Below are 16,985 nucleotides of genomic sequence, written 5' to 3' on the forward strand. Positions count from 1 at the left end.
AATTAATCATTCAACTTCAAAACTGCTAAGAAGGCTGACTGCGGAACTTCAACTCTACCGATTTGTCGCATTTTCTTCTTACCCGCTTTTTGTTTTTCCAAAAGTTTACGCTTACGCGAAATATCTCCACCATAACATTTTGCAGTTACGTCTTTACGAAGTGCTTTGATGGTTTCACGCGCGATGATTTTTGCACCGATTGCCGCCTGAATTGGAATGTCAAATTGTTGTCTTGGGATTAATTCTCTCAATTTCTCGCACATTTTCTTTCCGATTCCATAGGCATTGTCCACATGAATCAAAGCTGAAAGCGCATCCACCGGCTCTGCATTGATTAAAATATCAACCTTTACCAATTTCGAAGCACGCATGTCTAAAGGTGCATAATCAAACGAGGCATAACCTTTTGAAATGGATTTTAACCTATCGTAAAAATCAAAAACAACTTCGGCCAAAGGCAATTCAAAGATCAATTCCACTCTGTGTTGTGTCAGATAATTCTGATTTTTCAAAATTCCTCTCTTTTCGATACAAAGCGTCATTACTTGCCCAACGAAATCAGCTTTTGTAATGATAGATGCCCGGATATAAGGTTCTTCCACGCGGTTCAGACCTGATGGATCTGGCAATTCGGAAGGATTGTTAACCAACATTGCTTTGTCCGGATCTTTTTCTGTAAAAGCATGGTAAGATACGTTGGGAACAGTCGTGATCACGTTCATGTTAAATTCACGCTCCAACCTTTCCTGGATGATTTCCAAGTGCAGCATTCCCAAAAATCCGCAGCGGAATCCAAATCCCAAAGCGGCAGAAGATTCAGGTTCAAAAGTCAAAGAAGCATCATTTAGAATTAATTTTTCAATTGAATAACGCAACTCTTCATATTCTTCTGTATCAACCGGATAAAGTCCCGCGAAAACCATCGGTTTTACTTCTTCAAAACCATCTATGGCTTCTTTTGCCGGATTTTCTACTGACGTAATTGTATCACCTACTTTTACCTCAACCGCTTCTTTTATTCCTGAAATGATGTATCCAACATCACCTGTTTTAACTACTTTTTTTGCAACTTGTTTCAGTTTCAAAGTTCCAACTTCATCGGCTCCATATTTTTTTCCTGTTGCCATGAATTTCACTTCTTGTCCTTTTTTGATTTCGCCATTTACCACTTTGTAAAAAGCTTCTACGCCACGAAAAGGATTGTAAACAGAATCAAAAATCAATGCCTGAAGCGGTGCTTCAGGATCGCCTGTTGGCGGTGGAACTTTTTCTATAATTGTATGAAGCAAGTGCTCAACGCCTTCTCCCGTTTTTCCGCTCACGCGTAAAACGTCTTCGGGATCACAGCCTAATAAATCAACGATATCATCCGTAACCTCCTCAGGGTTAGCGCTTGGCAAATCAATTTTATTTAAAACAGGAATGATTTCCAAATCGTTTTCCAATGCCAAATATAAATTTGAAATTGTCTGTGCCTGAATGCTTTGAGCAGCATCCACAATCAACAATGCGCCTTCACATGCAGCGATAGAGCGGGAAACTTCGTAAGAAAAATCAACGTGGCCCGGCGTATCAATTAAATTTAAAATATAATTTTCGCCTTTGTATTCATATTCCATTTGGATTGCGTGAGATTTGATGGTAATCCCTTTTTCTCTTTCCAAATCCATATCGTCCAAAACCTGATTTTGTAATTCACGTTCCGAAATTGTATTTGTGATTTGCAAAAGCCTGTCAGCCAAGGTGCTTTTCCCGTGGTCAATGTGGGCGATGATGCAAAAATTACGAATGTTCTTCATTGATTTTATTAAGTAGGCAAAAATACGCTAATACTCTTATACTACAATACTTTTATAAAATTGTGTGAAGGATTTTAATGCATATCTCCAAACCAAATAGAAACAGGAATGGTAATGGTAAAATCAATCGGTTTTCCATCAACTTTCGCAGGAATAATTGTTTTTTTCTTTTCCTTATAATACTTCCAAGTTTTTACAATTCTCTTAAGTAAATCCTTTGCGAGAAATTCATCACTTTCTGCCGTATAGCTCAAATTTGACAAATCACCATTTTTATCAATGGTAAAAACAATTTGAGTCTTCTTTTGCTCATTATTATTTTCGAAATAATTCAATCCCTGATTATCTACCAAATTTTTCAAATCGTAACTCAGATTCTTAAAAAAACAATTTTTCAGTTTTTCATTATCTCCTTTGTGTTTTTTACAGGTTGGGTAAACTGGATGCTCAAAGGTCTCTGAATAAATAATATCAACTACTTCCTGACCATGTAGAGAAAAAGAATTGAAGATTAGTAATAAAAGTAAATATCTCATTTCTTATTCTATTTTAAATGAATCCCTATCATTCAAAAACCCAAAATTTTCTCTGGAATTTTTCAAAGATTTTGCAGAAATTTCGGTTTGGTGAATGAATTTCTTTTTGGTATTTAATTTTATTTCTTCGCCGATGGCATCGAAAACTTTTGAATTTCCGTTGTACTTCAAATCATATTCATCGATTCCAATTCTGTTTACACCGATGGTATAAGCCATGTTTTCGATTGCGCGTGCTTTTAAAAGTGCTTTCCAAGGTTCCACGCGAACTGCAGGCCAATTTGCAGGGCAAATCAAAATGTCATAATCATCTGAATTCCTGCACCAAACCGGAAAACGCAGATCATAACACACTATAGGACGGATTTTCCAGCCTAAATAATCAAAAGAAATAATTTCATTTCCGGGTGAATAGGCTTCCGTTTCTTTTCCGTATCCGAACAAATGTTTTTTGTCGTAAGTGAATGTTTCTGTAGGTGTTACGAAATAAAATCGATTGTAGAATTTATCATTTTCTTTTGTAGAAATGCTTCCACAAACCGCAGCGTTTAATTGAGTGGAAATTGATTTCATCCAGTTGAAAGTTTTGCCAAAAGGTGGTTCGGCAATTTCATTGACGTTCATGGAAAATCCGGTCGAAAACATTTCCGGAAGGACAATTAAATCCGTCTTCAAACCATTGAGCAAACTGTTCAGAAATTCCTTATTGGCTTGTGGATTTTCCCATTCGATGTCAAATTCGACGAGACTTATATGGAGTTTTTCGGTCATTTTCTTGCTGGAATTATCTTTCGGTTCAATTTTTCATTGGAACAATTCCAAATCAAATAATACCCTAAGATAGCAAAAAATAATCCTAACATGCTGCCGCCAATTGTGTCAATCACAAAATGTTTGGAAAGATAAACCCTTCCGATAGCAACCAATCCCATTAATAGACAGATGATTACCTGCACGATTCTGTTTGTGGTTTGGGTGCATAAATAAAAGCAAATGATGACTGCCAAAACCGTATGTCCCGAGGGAAATGTATATGGAATCTGTGACTGAACACCCTCGACCAATCTTAACTTGATTTCTTTCAATTCAAAATAATGGGTCGGTCTGTGTCCGTGTACGAAAAAAGTTCGTTTGACGAATGAACTCACAATGCTTGAAACCACTGCGGTGGAACCTAAAAAAATGAAATGTTTCCAGGTTCCTTTCCACAAAATATAAAGTAATGTGATGATGAGCACGTAAGTCGTGGCAACATCGGTGTAATATTTAAAGAAATAATCGCCAATGGTATTGTGGTAAATTTCATTGAAGTGGAGGTGAAGCTCATCTTTTCCATAGTAAGCAGTCGCCATCAATCCTGCGAAATTAATCACAAAAAAAATTAAAAAAAACGGCCACTGCCACTTCAACAAATCTCTCTTTTGCTCCATTCTAAATTTGTCACAAAATAAATAAAAAATAATCTGACTGAAAATTAAAATCTAAAAATAAGGTAAATTACCTTTGAATTAATCTGTTAAATTATTATATACCAGCGCATTGAAATTCGTTGATGTCTTATTGATTTTACTGTCAATTCGATTCATTGTGCAATGTATTATTTTTATTTAAAAAATTAAACTGCAAATACTTATACGATTCTCTCGGTACGATTTTGATCCACCTTTTGTATTTCATATACCATTTCTGGCGGATGCTCGGAAAGCCTTTTGTAAGGTAAGCTCCGACAAACGGATGGACATGCAGCGAAATTTCCTTGACGTTTTTCCCTTTGTTTTCAATGATATTTTTAAGTACCTGCTCAATCCTTTCAATAATCAAAATCGGTGCTTCCACTTCTTTCTGCAATGCATTCGGATTTTCCTCAACCGTTTTGATATTCAATTCCGGACGCACTCTCTGACGTGTGATTTGAATCAATCCAAATTTACTCGGCGGCAAAATTTTATGTTTTGCGCGGTCTTTCTGCATTTCTTCTTTGAAATGTTCGTATAGCTTCCTTTTATTATCATTGTTGGTCATGTCTATAAAATCGACAACGATGATACCGCCCATATCGCGCAGGCGCAATTGGCGCGCAATTTCCGTTGCAGCGACTTTATTTACGTTGAGTGCACTTTCTTCTTGATTGTTAGAATTTCGGGTAATGTTTCCGGAATTCACATCGATGACGTGCAATGCTTCGGTATGCTCGATGACCAAATAGGCACCTTTGGATTGTGGAATCGTGACGTTTTTACCAAATGATTGTTTGATTTGGCGTTCGATTCCAACTTTTTCGAACAAAGGAATATCGCTATCTGGAACAACTTTGATCAAATTTGATTTTTCAGGTGCGATTACATCCAGATATTCTTTCATTTCACGCGCAAAAACTTCATCATCAACAGAAATTTTCACAAAATCTTCATTGAAATTATCTCTTAGAATCGATGAAGCTCTGTCCATCTCACTTAACAGCTTTGCGGGCGCTTTTCTTTTCTGAATATTTTTAAACACCTGCTGCCATTTGTTCATCAAATAATTCATGTCAGCATGGAGTTCAGCCACTTTTTTACCTTCCGCAACGGTTCTGATGATGATTCCGAAACCTTCAGGTTTTATGCTTTCGACCAAAGCGACCAGACGGTCTCTTTCGGCTTTGTTTTTTATCTTTTGAGAAACAGAAACTTTGTCTGAAAAAGGTGCTAAAATCAAAAATCTTCCGGCGATGGAAATTTCTGAAGTGATGCGTGGTCCTTTGCTATGAATAGGTTCTTTGGTAATTTGGATGACAATAGGGTCTCCGGGTTTCAGGACTTCACTCATCGTTCCGTCCTTCTGGATCATTTCTTCTTTTCTGAAAGATTTAAGATTTGCAGATTTGAATTTTTCTGAGCTTACCAAGTTAGTGTAACTGATAAGTGACCGCACATGCGGGCCCAAATCGTGGTAATGCAAAAAGGCATCTTTGGAATAACCGATATCTACAAATGCTGCATTTAAACTGGGGGCAAGTTTTTTCACTTTGCCCAAATACATATCTCCTACTGCGAAATTCAAATCGACACTTTGCTGATGGAGTTCCATCAACTTGCCGTCTTCCAGCAAGGCTATCTGAACATTATCTTCGACAGTAGATACTACTAATTCTTTATTCATCTGCTATGAGATTGAATGTATATAAATTAAACGACAAAAGCACTTCCCAAATGGTTGTTGGAAAGTGCAATTTTTTAAAAGGTAAAAAAGAAAGATTATTTTTTCTTTTTGTGTCTGTTTAATCTACGTCTTTTTTTGCGTTTGTGGGTAGCTACCTTATGTCTTTTTCTCTTTTTTCCGCTTGGCATATCTTAATTATTTTACTTTTACTTTTGATTTTACACTTTCTGTAAATGTTTTTGCAGGTTTAAATGCTGGCACATTGTGAGCCGGGATTACGATTGACGTTCCTTTAGAGATATTTCTCCCTGTTTTTGATGCTCTTGTTTTGATTGTAAAAGATCCGAATCCTCTCAAATAAACATTTTCTCCTGTTTCCAATGAATTCTTTACTTCTTCCATGAAATGTTCTACTACTTTCTGAGTTTCATTTTTCTCAAGTCCTAACTTACTTGAAATGTTACTCACTATTTCTGCTTTCGTCATGATGATATATAATTTTGTTGCTAAATTTGCTTGTTAAACAAACGGGTGCAAATATAACATTTGTACCAAAACAAAAAAAGAATTCTGCGCATATTTATGACTTTTAACTCCCTGATATTGATTTGGTTTGACAAAAACAAACGAAATCTGCCCTGGAGACAACACAAAGATCCTTATAAAATCTGGCTCTCGGAAATCATTCTGCAACAGACTCGTGTGGCTCAGGGAACGGCATATTACCTGCGTTTTGCAGATACTTTCCCTACTGTCAGAGACTTAGCAAAAGCAGACGAAACAGAAGTTTTAAAACTTTGGCAAGGGCTCGGATATTATTCACGTGCGAGAAATTTACATTTTACCGCAAAACACATTGTCAATGAATTAAATGGAATTTTTCCTGAAAATTTTAAAGATTTGATGAAATTGAAGGGCGTGGGCGAATATACTGCTGCCGCAATTGCTTCTATTGCGTTTGATGAAGCCTTACCAGCGATCGACGGAAATGCGTTTCGTTTGTATGCGAGGTATTTCAACATACATGTAGATATTTCTTCTCCACAGGCAAAAAAATATTTTTTTGAATTAGGGAAGCAGGTTATTGATCCCAATCGTCCAGGAGATTTCAACCAAGCCGTTATGGAAATGGGCGCGACGATTTGCGTTCCCGTCAATCCAAAATGTGGCATCTGCCCTGTAAATAATTCCTGTGAAGCAATTGCACAAAAAACAGTTGAACTTCTACCCATAAAATCCAAAAAAGTCAAAGTCAAACAACGCAATTTTCATTTTCTGGATATTACGGCCGGAGAAAAATTTCTGATTAAAAAAAGAATTGAAAATGATGTTTGGAAGAATCTCTACAATTTCCCTTTGTTTGAAACGGATTCGATTGATCAGCAATTAGAAGAATTAAATTTAAATCTTTCTTTAATTAAAGAGCACGAAGAAAAACACATCCTTACGCACCAGCGTTTGCAAATTGTTTTTTGGAAAGCAAATGTGGATGAAGCTGAATTGAAAAATTTAGCTGAAAAATTAGATTCAGAAATAATTTCCCAAAAAGAACTCGAAAAATATCCGCTTCCGCGACCGATGGAAAAATATTTTTCTAAAAAATATAAGGTTTAAATTTATTATATTTACAATTGTTAATTATATCATTTTTGATAAAATTTGAGTTATGAACGGAACAATGAACAAAGTCATATTGATAGGGAATCTGGGTGATGAAGTGAAAATGCACCAGTTTGATGATGCCAATAGCATAGGAAGATTTCCCGTTGCCACAACCGAATCTTTCACTTCTAAAGAATCAGGAGAAAAGGTTTCACAAACCGAATGGCACAACATTGTCGTGAGAAATAAATTGGCTGAAATCTGCTCTAAATATGTAAAAAAAGGCGATAAAGTATATATAGAAGGAAGGCTGAAAACCAGAAAATGGCAGGACAATAATAACCAAGACCGTTACACAACTGAAGTCATCGCAAGTGAAGTTATATTTTTAACGACTAAAGGAAATTCCGGAGGAGAAAATTCTTCTTATTCGCCGCCGTCACAACCTTCGCAGGACATTTCGCACAGTACGGAAGAACCGAATGATGATTTACCTTTTTAATTTTTGACAAAACAAATGAAATATTTTTCGGGGTTAATTCTCCTTATAGTTTTAATTGCCTGTAAAGAAGATTATGGACTGAAACCTGTTGGCCACGTTCGTCTGGAATATCCGGAAGCGATTTATCAAAATTTTGATTCGGATTGTAATTATACTTTTGAATTTTCAAATCAAAGCAAACCGATGCAAAAAGGAAAAGAGGCTTGTTGGTATGTTTTGCATTATCCGGGAATGAAAGCCAATATTTATATCACTTATTTTCCCGTCAACGGCAAAGAAGATTTGGCAATGAAAATCAAAGACAGCGAAAAAGTGGTGCATGAGCAAACTGTAAAAGCGAGTTACATTTCTCCAAGAGAATTCATATTTGATGAGAAAAAAGTTTACGGAACTTTGTTTGAACTGGGCGGAGAATCTGCAATCAATATGCAGTTTCATGCTACGGACAGCACGAAAAATCTGATTTCAGGATCGGTTTATTTTTCTACTCCACCGAAGTATGATTCGTTGCAGCCTGCCATCAATCACATCAAAAAAGACGTTATCCACCTCATCGAAACTTTGAAGTGGAAATAATCAAAGCATAATGCTAAACTGCCGAAATAACGTATTTTTGCAAATTAATTCTAAGAAAGACATTATATAAATGGACATTTTAATTCGCTTAGGCCAATTCATCCTGATGATTTCCCTTTTGGTTACACTTCATGAATTAGGTCACTTCATACCTGCAAAATTATTTAAAACCAAAGTTGAAAAATTCTACCTTTTCTTCGATCCTTGGTTTTCCTTATTTAAAGTAAAACTCGGAGAAACTGTTTACGGAATTGGTTGGCTGCCGATGGGTGGTTATGTAAAAATAGCCGGAATGATCGACGAGAGCATGGATAAGGAACAAATGAAATTGCCGCCTCAACCATGGGAATTTCGCAGTAAACCGGCTTGGCAAAGGCTGGTCATTATGTTAGGTGGAGTTACGGTAAACGTGCTTTTGGCTTGGACGATTTTAACTTTTATGTTTACAATTAATGGTCAGAAATACCAATCTGTAACCAAAATTCAAGAAAATGGATTGATGTTCAGCGAAGTTGGTAAAGAAATCGGATTTCAAGATGGTGATAAAATCATCAGCGTTGACGGAAAACCGCAGGAACAATTCAATCGTTTGCTTTTGGACATCATGTTAAGTGATGAAATTTTGGTGGACAGAAAAGGCAAACAAATTAAATTGCACATCCAAGACGAACAAATCAAAAAAATCATATCAACTGGGGGTCGCGAAAGTTTCATTTTCTCAAGAATCAGCGGCGTAACGGTTGATTCGGTCGCAACGGCATCAGCCCAAAAAGCAGGTCTTACAAAAGGAGATAAAATTGTTTCCGTCAATGGAATTGCAATTAATTATTTTGATGAATTAGCTCCGCAATTACAATTGTTAAAAGGAGATACCGTGAGCCTTCAGGTTAACCGGAACAATAGCATTGCAGATTTGAGGATTCATGTTTCTGATAGTGCAACACTTGGGTTTAGACCTGTAAATCAAGTAAAGGATGATTTTACGGTCTATAACAAACACGATTTCTTTTCTGCTGTTCCGTTGGCAATCAAAGAATCTTTCATCGGATTAGGTTACAATATCAAGCAATTTAAAATATTAATCAAGCCCAAAACAGAAGCTTACAAGCAAGCGTCTGGACCTTTGGGTATCGCAAGAAAATTACCGAAAGAATGGGATTGGAATTTCTTCTGGTCATTTTCAGCGATGTTTTCAATGTGGCTGGCATTCCTAAATGTACTTCCGATTCCGGGCTTAGATGGCGGTCATGCATTGATTACAATCGGAGAAATGATCACCGGAAGAAAATTAGGAGAAAAATCTATGGGAATTATTCAAACCATCGGGATGATTATCTTATTGAGCATCATGGCTTTAATTTTTGGGAAAGATATTTATGATTTAATTATCGATAAATTTGCATTTTAAAATTTGGTAAATAAGAAAAAAAGTTTCTATATTTGCCGTCCAATTAAGGAAGATTCCTCCTTAGCTCAGCTGGTTAGAGCATCTGACTGTTAATCAGAGGGTCCTTGGTTCGAGCCCAAGAGGGGGAGCACTTAATCAAAGCACTTGCAGAAATGTAGGTGCTTTTTTTGTGGGGTAAACTCTTTGTGGGAGTCGGTTTGTGAATCATTAACCATAATTCTGTAAATTTCTTCTTATCTCTTTTAAACTTGAATATACTTACTCAAAAGGCATCCTTTTAGGTGTACCATTCCACTCACTCAGGTGTACCATTTTCTAAAAACTAAAACAATGAACTTTAATAAAATAATAATACTATTTCTTCTACAGAAGAATAGAGTAAACAAACAAGGCAATTGTCCTATTAGGTGTAGAATTACACACAATCAAGATAGGAAGGAATTCTCCATAGGATTATTCATCAATCCTAAACATTGGCACAGTAAGCTACAAAAAGCAAAGCCACCTAACGATGAAAACGATTTTATAAATAATGAACTCAGCCTGATTAAAAATAAAATTAATCAGGCTTTTTTGTTTCTACAAGTTCAAGAGAATGAGTTTACAGTTGATGATGTTTATGCTCAATATATAGGAAAGCCTATTACCAGGAGGGTTGGAATCATATCCCATTACAGTGATTTTCTTGAAAAGTACAAAAAGTTGATTGGGATAGAAATCAAGCAAGTAACTTGGAATAAATTCAACTACATTTTAAATGATTTAAATGATTTTCTTCAGTGGAAGTACAAGCAGAAGGATTTTTACCTGAAAGACTTGGATATGGAGTTTATCATTGAATTTGAGTACTATCTGAAAGTAAATAAGCAACAGAAGCAAATTACTATTAACAAAGCCCTACAGAGGTTTAAAAAGGTGGTTAAAACTTCTGTGGAAGCTAAAATTATCAGCACATTTCCATTTAATGAACATAAGCCCAAATCAGTAAAGAATCAGATAGTTTATTTGACTGTGGAGGAATTGGCAAAACTTGAACAACATCAATTTTTTCAAATCAGACTACAGCAAGTTGCTGATATGTTCATATTCTGTTGCTATACTGGTTTAGCATACAATGAAATGGCTCATATACAACTTAAACATATTGTGAAAGGATTTGATGGAAATGATTGGATAAAAATGGTTAGGGAGAAGACCCAGAGAGAAATTTCTATTCCAATCCTACCTAAAAGTGCTAAAATAATAGAGAAATACCAGGATGTTGATAGTCCTTATATATTTGCGAAAATTAGCAATCAGAAATTTAATTCGTATCTGAAGGAGATTGCTACAATTGTAGGAATAAACAAAAACCTAACTCATCATATTGCAAGGAAAACTTTTGCTACTACAGTTTTACTTTACAATGATGTTCCTATGGAGATTGTGTCTGAACTTTTAGGTCATTCTAAAATTACAATAACCCAAGAGCACTATGGTAAGGTTGTTCAGAAGAAAGTCAGTGAACACATTTTGAAACTTGCAGATAAATTAGATAAAAAATGAGAGGCAAAATACCTCTCATTTTTACTATTAGATTTAAGCAGCTTGTTCCCATCTCTCAAATTTTAATGTGGGTGGAATACCAATTGCATTTAATAAAACATCATATAGAACTTGCTTGACAAATTTCTCATTACCTTCAGTAGTTATAATAGCATCATGGAGAGTAAATAGGGGGATCTCTGGTCTTTGTTCAGATATTATTTTACAAGCCTTATGAAGTACTAATTCAGCTTCTAAGTTCTGAAGAACACAAGCCAATGTTCTATGTTTACTTTGCTTAATAACTCTATATATTTCATATACATCAGGAAAAGAATCTTTGAAAACCTTAATTGCTTCATTATATGCAATAGATTGATTAGGACTAAAAAAAGAACTAAAAACAATTTTCTTTACTTGTGCCCTTACATTGCCATCATCTACAATAATATCTTTTTTCAAAAGCAATTCTCCAAATTCTTCATACAATCTACCAGACTTAACTATATCAATAAATTGATTAACATTTTCGAACCTATGACTATTCTCCACTTTACTACAAAGTTTTTTGCGCACTTCTATTTTGTTATCAAGGTAATTATTATATAATCGAATTTTGGGCAAAATTGTATTATCCCGGAACTTCTGTTTGTCAAATAGAACACAGGATAAATAGGGCTGAGAATTTACTATATCCACTGCAACCAGTTTTTGATTATTAAATCTTATAAACTGCCTCAAACTTCCCATAATTTGTGTTAAAACCGTGTGATATCTACCTGCTGTTCTATCTTTAACATTTAAAAACTGCAGTCTATGAAGTTTAAAAACAGGAAGATAACGACTATTAAATCTCTGTATTGGATTTATTAATTTACCTTTTATAAGTAAAATTTTTAGTCTATCTCTCTTGTCTATTTCATATAGTCTCCATAATTCATTGACAGCACCAGAAAAATCTATTGTTAAATTGCCTGAAAACCATTTCTGTAAATAGTCTAAATTTCTTTCATCTTCAATTAGACATTTTTCATTAGACAAATCAACATTGATGTATTTTAAAAGACTTTTTATGAGCGTGTATTTAGTAATGTAAATTTGTCTTATAGGAGTTTGGTACTCATCTGTAAATTTGAAAGATCTTGATTTTTTACCTTGTACATATCGTTTATCTTCATCAAATATTCCATTTGCTACCAAATAGTCAAGGTATTTTCTGTAGTCACGTACCCTTCTTTGTAAGAGAACACTATACAAGGGGACATAATAGTACATTCCTTCATCCTCACTTTTATTTCTACTCGGAATATCATTTATTAAATGTACAATGTAAGCCAATTCATCCTTATGAAACTTGAATTGTGGAGGATTCGATTTTACTAACTCATCAATATTAAGGTTTTCTGGAATGTAAAGAGGAAATCTCTTTGGAACAACTTCTAACATAATTTATTTTTTATAATTATGTCCCAAAGGAATCCGAAGAAAACCCCTACAATGTTTTACGTAAGCCTTACACTAAAAATGTAGGGCTATGCAAATTGTCTATTATGGTTTGAATATCTACTGGTATTATTGCTGTTGAAGAAGATTTTGATTGCCTGATATTTTTAAGAAGTTCTCCATTATATTCTCGAAAGACATATTCAATAGCATTATTGTATTCTCTTTCTTTAATTTCAATAATGAAGTTTTCCTCTATCAGATAATCTATAAAAGCAAAAAGGGTAGGTTTTGATGAATGTTTTCTATCTTTTGTTTTGATAAGCCATTTAACACCATTTAGAACCTCTTTACCCATAAATGCATTGATAAAATCTTCTTCTGAACACTCAATGATTGATTTACTACTAAGTTGTTGAGACAAGCTTCTCAATGTTTCAATTGCACTTTCTTGACACCCATCTAAATAATCCCATTCAAAAGAAGGAAATTTAGTCACTTCAGTATAGCCATGACTGGATTTTAAATTAAATCTAATTACTAAATGATTCTTCAATTTAAGTAAAGCCTGTTCAATAATTGGATAAGTTAAATAATACTTTTTTGTTTGGGTCAATAAAAAATCAATAGTTGCTGTCTGCAGTTTTAAAAACTCCTTTGGAGAAACATTTTGTTTCACAATCTCCAAAACATTTTTATCCAAGTTTTGTTTAGCATTATAATACTCAGTATTTATTAAGTTGTCGAAATACAAATGAAAACTTAAGTCAGTATCCTCATTCTCTATAATTATACCTCTTTCATAATCAAATACACCGTTATTATATTTCAAATTTTCATATTTCTCAATGTATCTATCCATGTAATCTTTTTGTAGGATTTTGTATTTATCACTTTCTAACAAATCTTCAAAAAACAGTAGTGGGTTGTTTTCAATTTCCATATAGATACACTTAGCATTAAAAATTAAACAATTTCATTTCAAAATTAACCATTAAATATTCAGATTTATGCAACTAAGACAATCAGAAAGAAAAAAAGCCAAGATAAAAATGGCTTTGCAAGGTTCTGCTGGAAGCGGAAAGACTTACAGCAGTTTACTCCTTGCTCAAGGACTTACAAATGGAAACTTATCTCAAGTAGCCATTATTGATTCAGAAAATGGAAGTGCTGACCTATATGCTCATTTGGGCAATTACAATGTGCTTTCAATGACACCACCATTCACACCAGAGAAATATGCAGAAGCAATTGATGTTTGTGAGAAGGCAGGAATGCAAGTTATCATCATTGACAGTATTTCCCATAGCTGGGATGAATTACTGGATTTTCATTCTAAACTTGCAGGAAATAGCTTTACCAATTGGGGAAAAGTGACTCCAAGACAAAAAGCATTTACTGACAAAATTTTGCAGTGCAATGCTCACGTAATTGCTACTATGCGGACAAAGCAGGATTATGTATTGAATCAAAAAGATGGCAAATACATTCCTGAGAAAGTAGGTTTGAAAGCAGTTCAGAGAGATGGATTGGATTATGAATTTACACTGGTCTTCGATATTGACATCAAACACTTTGCAGTAAGTTCTAAGGACAGAACAGGATTATTCATGGGTAAACCTGAATTTGTGATTAATTCTGGTACTGGTAAAAGAATTTTAGATTGGTGCAATACTGGGTCAAAACCAGGAGAAGATAATATCCTATCCGAAAATGATATACTTGAAAAAATTCAATCTTGTAATACAGTTTCAGATTTGTTGGATTTGTATAAAAAATTCCCCCAATACCAGGAAGGTTTAAAACCTATCTACGAAGCCAGAAAATCCTTTCTTATTCAATTAAGTAATCCTAAAAATTTTAGCACAAATGGACACACTCAAAATCATTAAGCCAGCTTCTGTATATGAAGCATTTGACCTAAGACCAGCTAAAACTGCTAACATAATAGAGAATACTTTTGTAAGTAATGTGAATTTAGAAAGTAATATAATTATAAGTAATACATCTGAACCAGCTCCCAAGCCTTTCATTGAAGCTAATACGGAAGAAATCAATTTGTATCATTTGAAGAATGCCTGTATTATACCGGTTTTCAGCAAAGACAACGAAAAAACCATAGCTCATCAAGAATTCATAGAAATAGTTCAGGATTGTGCTTCAAAAGCATTTCCTTATCAAAGTGTGGAGCTACCTGAAATCAGAGCCAGTCATCAAATCAAAGGCAGAGTTCCTGAAGCAATTCATAAAAACGTGAAAGACCTCTTAGACCATGAAAAGACAATTTATTATGAAAGGATGGCATTTATTATTAGAGTTCCTGGTATTTCGGAAGTCATCAATGGAAATCAACTTTCATTAACAATTGGAGGTGTAAGAGCTTACAATCAGGAAAATTTGTACAATAAAAAGAGTTTTGAAAAGTTCAAATTTTTCATTGGATTTCAGAATTTGGTATGCTGTAATATGTGTGTAAGTTCAGATGGTTTTGTTTCTGAAATGAGAGTAAGTTCTTATGAAGAATTACAAGCTAAAGTTTTGGAAGTAATACAAAACTATCAAGCAGAAAGTCATTTGAAAATGATGAAAGATTTTACAAATTATTCTCTGACAGAACATCAATTTGCTCAGTTAATTGGAAAAGCAAGATTGTATAATCATTTACCAAAGAAGCTGAAATCAGAGATTCCTGAATTGACTTTTAACGATGGACATTTTAACTCCATTGCAAAGGATTATTTCCAAGATGATAGTTTCTGTAAAGATGATTCTGGTAATATCAATTTATGGAATGTCTATAATCTCTTTACTCAAGCCAACAAATCAAGTTATATTGATACCTTTTTGGAAAGAAACGTAAATGCTTTTGAATTTAATAAGGGTATTTGTGAAGCTATCAGTGGTAATTCTGATTATCATTGGTTTTTGAGTTGAGTTAGGTCACTCTACTCTATATATCCATGTAGAGTGGCTTTTATGAAAATTGACATATCCCTGATAGGATTAAAAATTTCAAAATTAAATATCCATGTTAAAAAACCATATGACAAAAATAAGACTATCATCATGACAAAGAATTTAGATAGTGTGAATTTTCTTATTACACTTTCGATGGCAGCATATACAAGTGTGATTACAAGACCAGAGGCTAACAAGCCAAGCGTAAATCTCATATATGAAATTCCTTCAGCGTACTTACACACCATTAAAAAAAATGCTAAATAAAAAACAAAAACAAGACATCCTCTAACTTTGTCCTCCTTTGAGGTATGTAAAGATTTTTCTGATGATTCTTCACTTAAAACATTTACTTTAGATTCTTGGCTATCAAATGGTTTTATTGATACATTAATATTAAGAATTGAAGAATAAGGAATTAAAATAAAATTCCCTGGAATTTCTTCAAATTGTAAATAATTTAATTTACCATTTTCATCCCTATCCTTGTCATATTTCTTTTTTCTTGGCTCATAAAGAACAATAGAATCTAAATCTTCATTATCATCCTTTAAGTTATAATCTAATAATATTCCTTTATATAAATATTTTTGATCTCCTTCTATTGTCAAAATATCTAATACGCTTAAATTATTCTGCTTAGAGCGAAAATTTATGAGATTTTTATTTATAGCAACATTTTCAATTTTTCGAATTATTTCACCCTTAAAAAAATAGTGCCAATGATTAGAAAATGAAAGAGGTGAAAATTTTAAGTCAATTTTAAATTTTCTTATAATAACAAATGCAAATCTTCCAATAAGAAATGGCAAAAGAAATAAGTTAAAAATAAATAGACTTAAAAATAAAAATAATTTATTGTAAGGAACCTCATAAATAACCAATGATTCTTTAGTGAAATCAAAAGTTAATATTTTATATATCCAAAATTGAGCATCGCAAAATATACAGGTAGGCTTGAAATAAACCTTAAGGATAAAAAAACATAATATAGTGGCAATAATTAAATTTATAATTCCCCAAAAAAGAGTTGTGAGAAGTCTTTCAGAAAATTGCCCCCTATAAAATTGCTTAGAAAATTTATTTGAGTAAAATGCCCTCCTAATAATTATTCCAGGAAATAGTATTATAAAAATAACTATAATAGTATTAACTGAAAATATATTATCCAAGACTATTTAATATCGTATAAGTTATTTAAAATCCTTTCTTTTTCAGTTTTTGAAGCGGATTCTAATTGAGAAATAATATCTGTACTAACAAATGTTTCTCCTGTAGAATTATCCCTATAGCCCTTGTAAAAATTAATTATAGGTAAATACAAAAAAGAAAATAAAGAAATAAATGTCAAAAAAATATTTTTCATTTTGCCAGTATTTAATATACAAATGTACATAGTATTTATAAATTATCAACAATTTAAATTAGTGGGTTAACAAAAAGAATTATTATTTATAAATTTTTAAATGTTATTTCACACTTATTAGTAGGTACTT

At 33.5% G+C, this 16,985-nt stretch carries 16 protein-coding genes and 1 tRNA gene; 8 read left to right on the top strand and 9 right to left on the bottom strand.

Features of this window, described 5'->3' with window-relative positions; all coding sequences use genetic code 11:
• Positions 1–2: 2 nt before the first annotated feature.
• The 6 genes from lepA to B8977_RS01105 form a co-directional block, all read right to left on the bottom strand.
• Entirely contained in the window at positions 3–1,799 is a 1,797-nt protein-coding gene (lepA, locus tag B8977_RS01080; protein WP_084015433.1) for a translation elongation factor 4, read from the bottom strand.
• Positions 1,800–1,873: 74 nt separating this feature from the next.
• Positions 1,874–2,335 (bottom strand): energy transducer TonB, encoded by a 462-nt coding sequence (locus B8977_RS01085; RefSeq protein ID WP_084015434.1) that lies wholly within the window; start codon positions 2,333–2,335, stop codon positions 1,874–1,876.
• A 3-nt stretch (positions 2,336–2,338) separates the two neighbouring features.
• A complete protein-coding gene (locus tag B8977_RS01090) occupies positions 2,339–3,106 on the bottom strand; it encodes a nitrilase-related carbon-nitrogen hydrolase (protein ID WP_084015435.1) in 768 nt (255 codons plus the stop codon).
• On the bottom strand, positions 3,103–3,765 hold the full coding sequence (locus tag B8977_RS01095) for a phosphatase PAP2 family protein (RefSeq protein ID WP_084015436.1): 663 nt from the start codon (positions 3,763–3,765) through the stop codon (positions 3,103–3,105). The genes B8977_RS01090 and B8977_RS01095 overlap by 4 nt, the downstream gene beginning before the upstream one ends.
• 142 nt (positions 3,766–3,907) lie before the next feature.
• The gene (locus B8977_RS01100) at positions 3,908–5,476 is read right to left on the bottom strand and encodes an Rne/Rng family ribonuclease (protein ID WP_084015437.1); all 1,569 of its coding nucleotides are present in this window, start codon (positions 5,474–5,476) and stop codon (positions 3,908–3,910) included.
• A gap of 195 nt (positions 5,477–5,671) precedes the next feature.
• Positions 5,672–5,962 (bottom strand): HU family DNA-binding protein, encoded by a 291-nt coding sequence (locus B8977_RS01105; protein ID WP_084015438.1) that lies wholly within the window; start codon positions 5,960–5,962, stop codon positions 5,672–5,674.
• A gap of 96 nt (positions 5,963–6,058) precedes the next feature.
• Between B8977_RS01105 and mutY the strand changes: the two genes are divergently transcribed.
• The 6 genes from mutY (at position 6,059) to B8977_RS01135 (ending at position 11,109) form a co-directional block, all read left to right on the top strand.
• The gene (gene mutY / locus B8977_RS01110) at positions 6,059–7,090 is read left to right on the top strand and encodes an A/G-specific adenine glycosylase (protein ID WP_084015439.1); all 1,032 of its coding nucleotides are present in this window, start codon (positions 6,059–6,061) and stop codon (positions 7,088–7,090) included.
• 52 nt (positions 7,091–7,142) lie between these two features.
• The gene (locus B8977_RS01115) at positions 7,143–7,580 is read left to right on the top strand and encodes a single-stranded DNA-binding protein (protein WP_084015440.1); all 438 of its coding nucleotides are present in this window, start codon (positions 7,143–7,145) and stop codon (positions 7,578–7,580) included.
• A 15-nt stretch (positions 7,581–7,595) separates the two neighbouring features.
• Positions 7,596–8,156, top strand: coding sequence for a gliding motility lipoprotein GldD (gene gldD, locus B8977_RS01120; RefSeq protein ID WP_084015441.1), 561 nt, complete (start codon positions 7,596–7,598; stop codon positions 8,154–8,156).
• Between the two features lie 70 nt (positions 8,157–8,226).
• Entirely contained in the window at positions 8,227–9,564 is a 1,338-nt protein-coding gene (gene rseP, locus B8977_RS01125) for an RIP metalloprotease RseP (protein ID WP_084015442.1), read from the top strand.
• A gap of 54 nt (positions 9,565–9,618) precedes the next feature.
• Positions 9,619–9,692: transfer RNA gene (locus B8977_RS01130), tRNA-Asn, on the top strand.
• Positions 9,693–9,894: 202 nt separating this feature from the next.
• A complete protein-coding gene (locus tag B8977_RS01135) occupies positions 9,895–11,109 on the top strand; it encodes a site-specific integrase (protein WP_084015443.1) in 1,215 nt (404 codons plus the stop codon).
• A 33-nt stretch (positions 11,110–11,142) separates the two neighbouring features.
• Here B8977_RS01135 and B8977_RS01140 read toward each other — a convergent pair whose 3' ends face one another.
• Complete coding sequence (locus tag B8977_RS01140; protein WP_084015444.1) at positions 11,143–12,534, bottom strand: hypothetical protein; 1,392 nt, start codon at positions 12,532–12,534, stop codon at positions 11,143–11,145.
• 67 nt (positions 12,535–12,601) lie between these two features.
• On the bottom strand, positions 12,602–13,474 hold the full coding sequence (locus B8977_RS01145; protein WP_084015445.1) for a hypothetical protein: 873 nt from the start codon (positions 13,472–13,474) through the stop codon (positions 12,602–12,604).
• Positions 13,475–13,541: 67 nt separating this feature from the next.
• On the opposite strand from B8977_RS01145, the gene B8977_RS01150 reads away from it, so the two are divergent.
• Entirely contained in the window at positions 13,542–14,423 is an 882-nt protein-coding gene (locus B8977_RS01150) for an AAA family ATPase (protein WP_084015446.1), read from the top strand.
• Positions 14,401–15,465: a DUF3871 family protein gene (locus B8977_RS01155; protein WP_084015447.1), complete on the top strand. Its 1,065-nt coding sequence runs from the start codon at positions 14,401–14,403 to the stop codon at positions 15,463–15,465. The genes B8977_RS01150 and B8977_RS01155 overlap by 23 nt, the downstream gene beginning before the upstream one ends.
• 11 nt (positions 15,466–15,476) lie before the next feature.
• Here the strand turns inward: B8977_RS01155 and B8977_RS01160 are convergent, their stop codons facing one another.
• Entirely contained in the window at positions 15,477–16,661 is a 1,185-nt protein-coding gene (locus B8977_RS01160; protein WP_084015448.1) for a hypothetical protein, read from the bottom strand.
• Between the last annotated feature and the right edge of the window lie 324 nt (positions 16,662–16,985).

The organism is Moheibacter sediminis (genome assembly GCF_900176425.1).
Lineage (GTDB): Bacteria > Bacteroidota > Bacteroidia > Flavobacteriales > Weeksellaceae > Moheibacter > Moheibacter sediminis.

Bases quoted from the DNA above. Each gene is read 5' to 3' on its own strand.
- lepA (WP_084015433.1), bottom strand. From the start codon at position 1,799: ATGAAGAACATTCGTAATTTTTGCATCATCGCCCACATTGACCACGGG.
- B8977_RS01085 (WP_084015434.1), bottom strand. From the start codon at position 2,335: ATGAGATATTTACTTTTATTACTAATCTTCAATTCTTTTTCTCTACAT.
- B8977_RS01090 (WP_084015435.1), bottom strand. From the start codon at position 3,106: ATGACCGAAAAACTCCATATAAGTCTCGTCGAATTTGACATCGAATGG.
- B8977_RS01095 (WP_084015436.1), bottom strand. From the start codon at position 3,765: ATGGAGCAAAAGAGAGATTTGTTGAAGTGGCAGTGGCCGTTTTTTTTA.
- B8977_RS01100 (WP_084015437.1), bottom strand. From the start codon at position 5,476: ATGAATAAAGAATTAGTAGTATCTACTGTCGAAGATAATGTTCAGATA.
- B8977_RS01105 (WP_084015438.1), bottom strand. From the start codon at position 5,962: ATGACGAAAGCAGAAATAGTGAGTAACATTTCAAGTAAGTTAGGACTT.
- mutY (WP_084015439.1), top strand. From the start codon at position 6,059: ATGACTTTTAACTCCCTGATATTGATTTGGTTTGACAAAAACAAACGA.
- B8977_RS01115 (WP_084015440.1), top strand. From the start codon at position 7,143: ATGAACGGAACAATGAACAAAGTCATATTGATAGGGAATCTGGGTGAT.
- gldD (WP_084015441.1), top strand. From the start codon at position 7,596: ATGAAATATTTTTCGGGGTTAATTCTCCTTATAGTTTTAATTGCCTGT.
- rseP (WP_084015442.1), top strand. From the start codon at position 8,227: ATGGACATTTTAATTCGCTTAGGCCAATTCATCCTGATGATTTCCCTT.
- B8977_RS01135 (WP_084015443.1), top strand. From the start codon at position 9,895: ATGAACTTTAATAAAATAATAATACTATTTCTTCTACAGAAGAATAGA.
- B8977_RS01140 (WP_084015444.1), bottom strand. From the start codon at position 12,534: ATGTTAGAAGTTGTTCCAAAGAGATTTCCTCTTTACATTCCAGAAAAC.
- B8977_RS01145 (WP_084015445.1), bottom strand. From the start codon at position 13,474: ATGGAAATTGAAAACAACCCACTACTGTTTTTTGAAGATTTGTTAGAA.
- B8977_RS01150 (WP_084015446.1), top strand. From the start codon at position 13,542: ATGCAACTAAGACAATCAGAAAGAAAAAAAGCCAAGATAAAAATGGCT.
- B8977_RS01155 (WP_084015447.1), top strand. From the start codon at position 14,401: ATGGACACACTCAAAATCATTAAGCCAGCTTCTGTATATGAAGCATTT.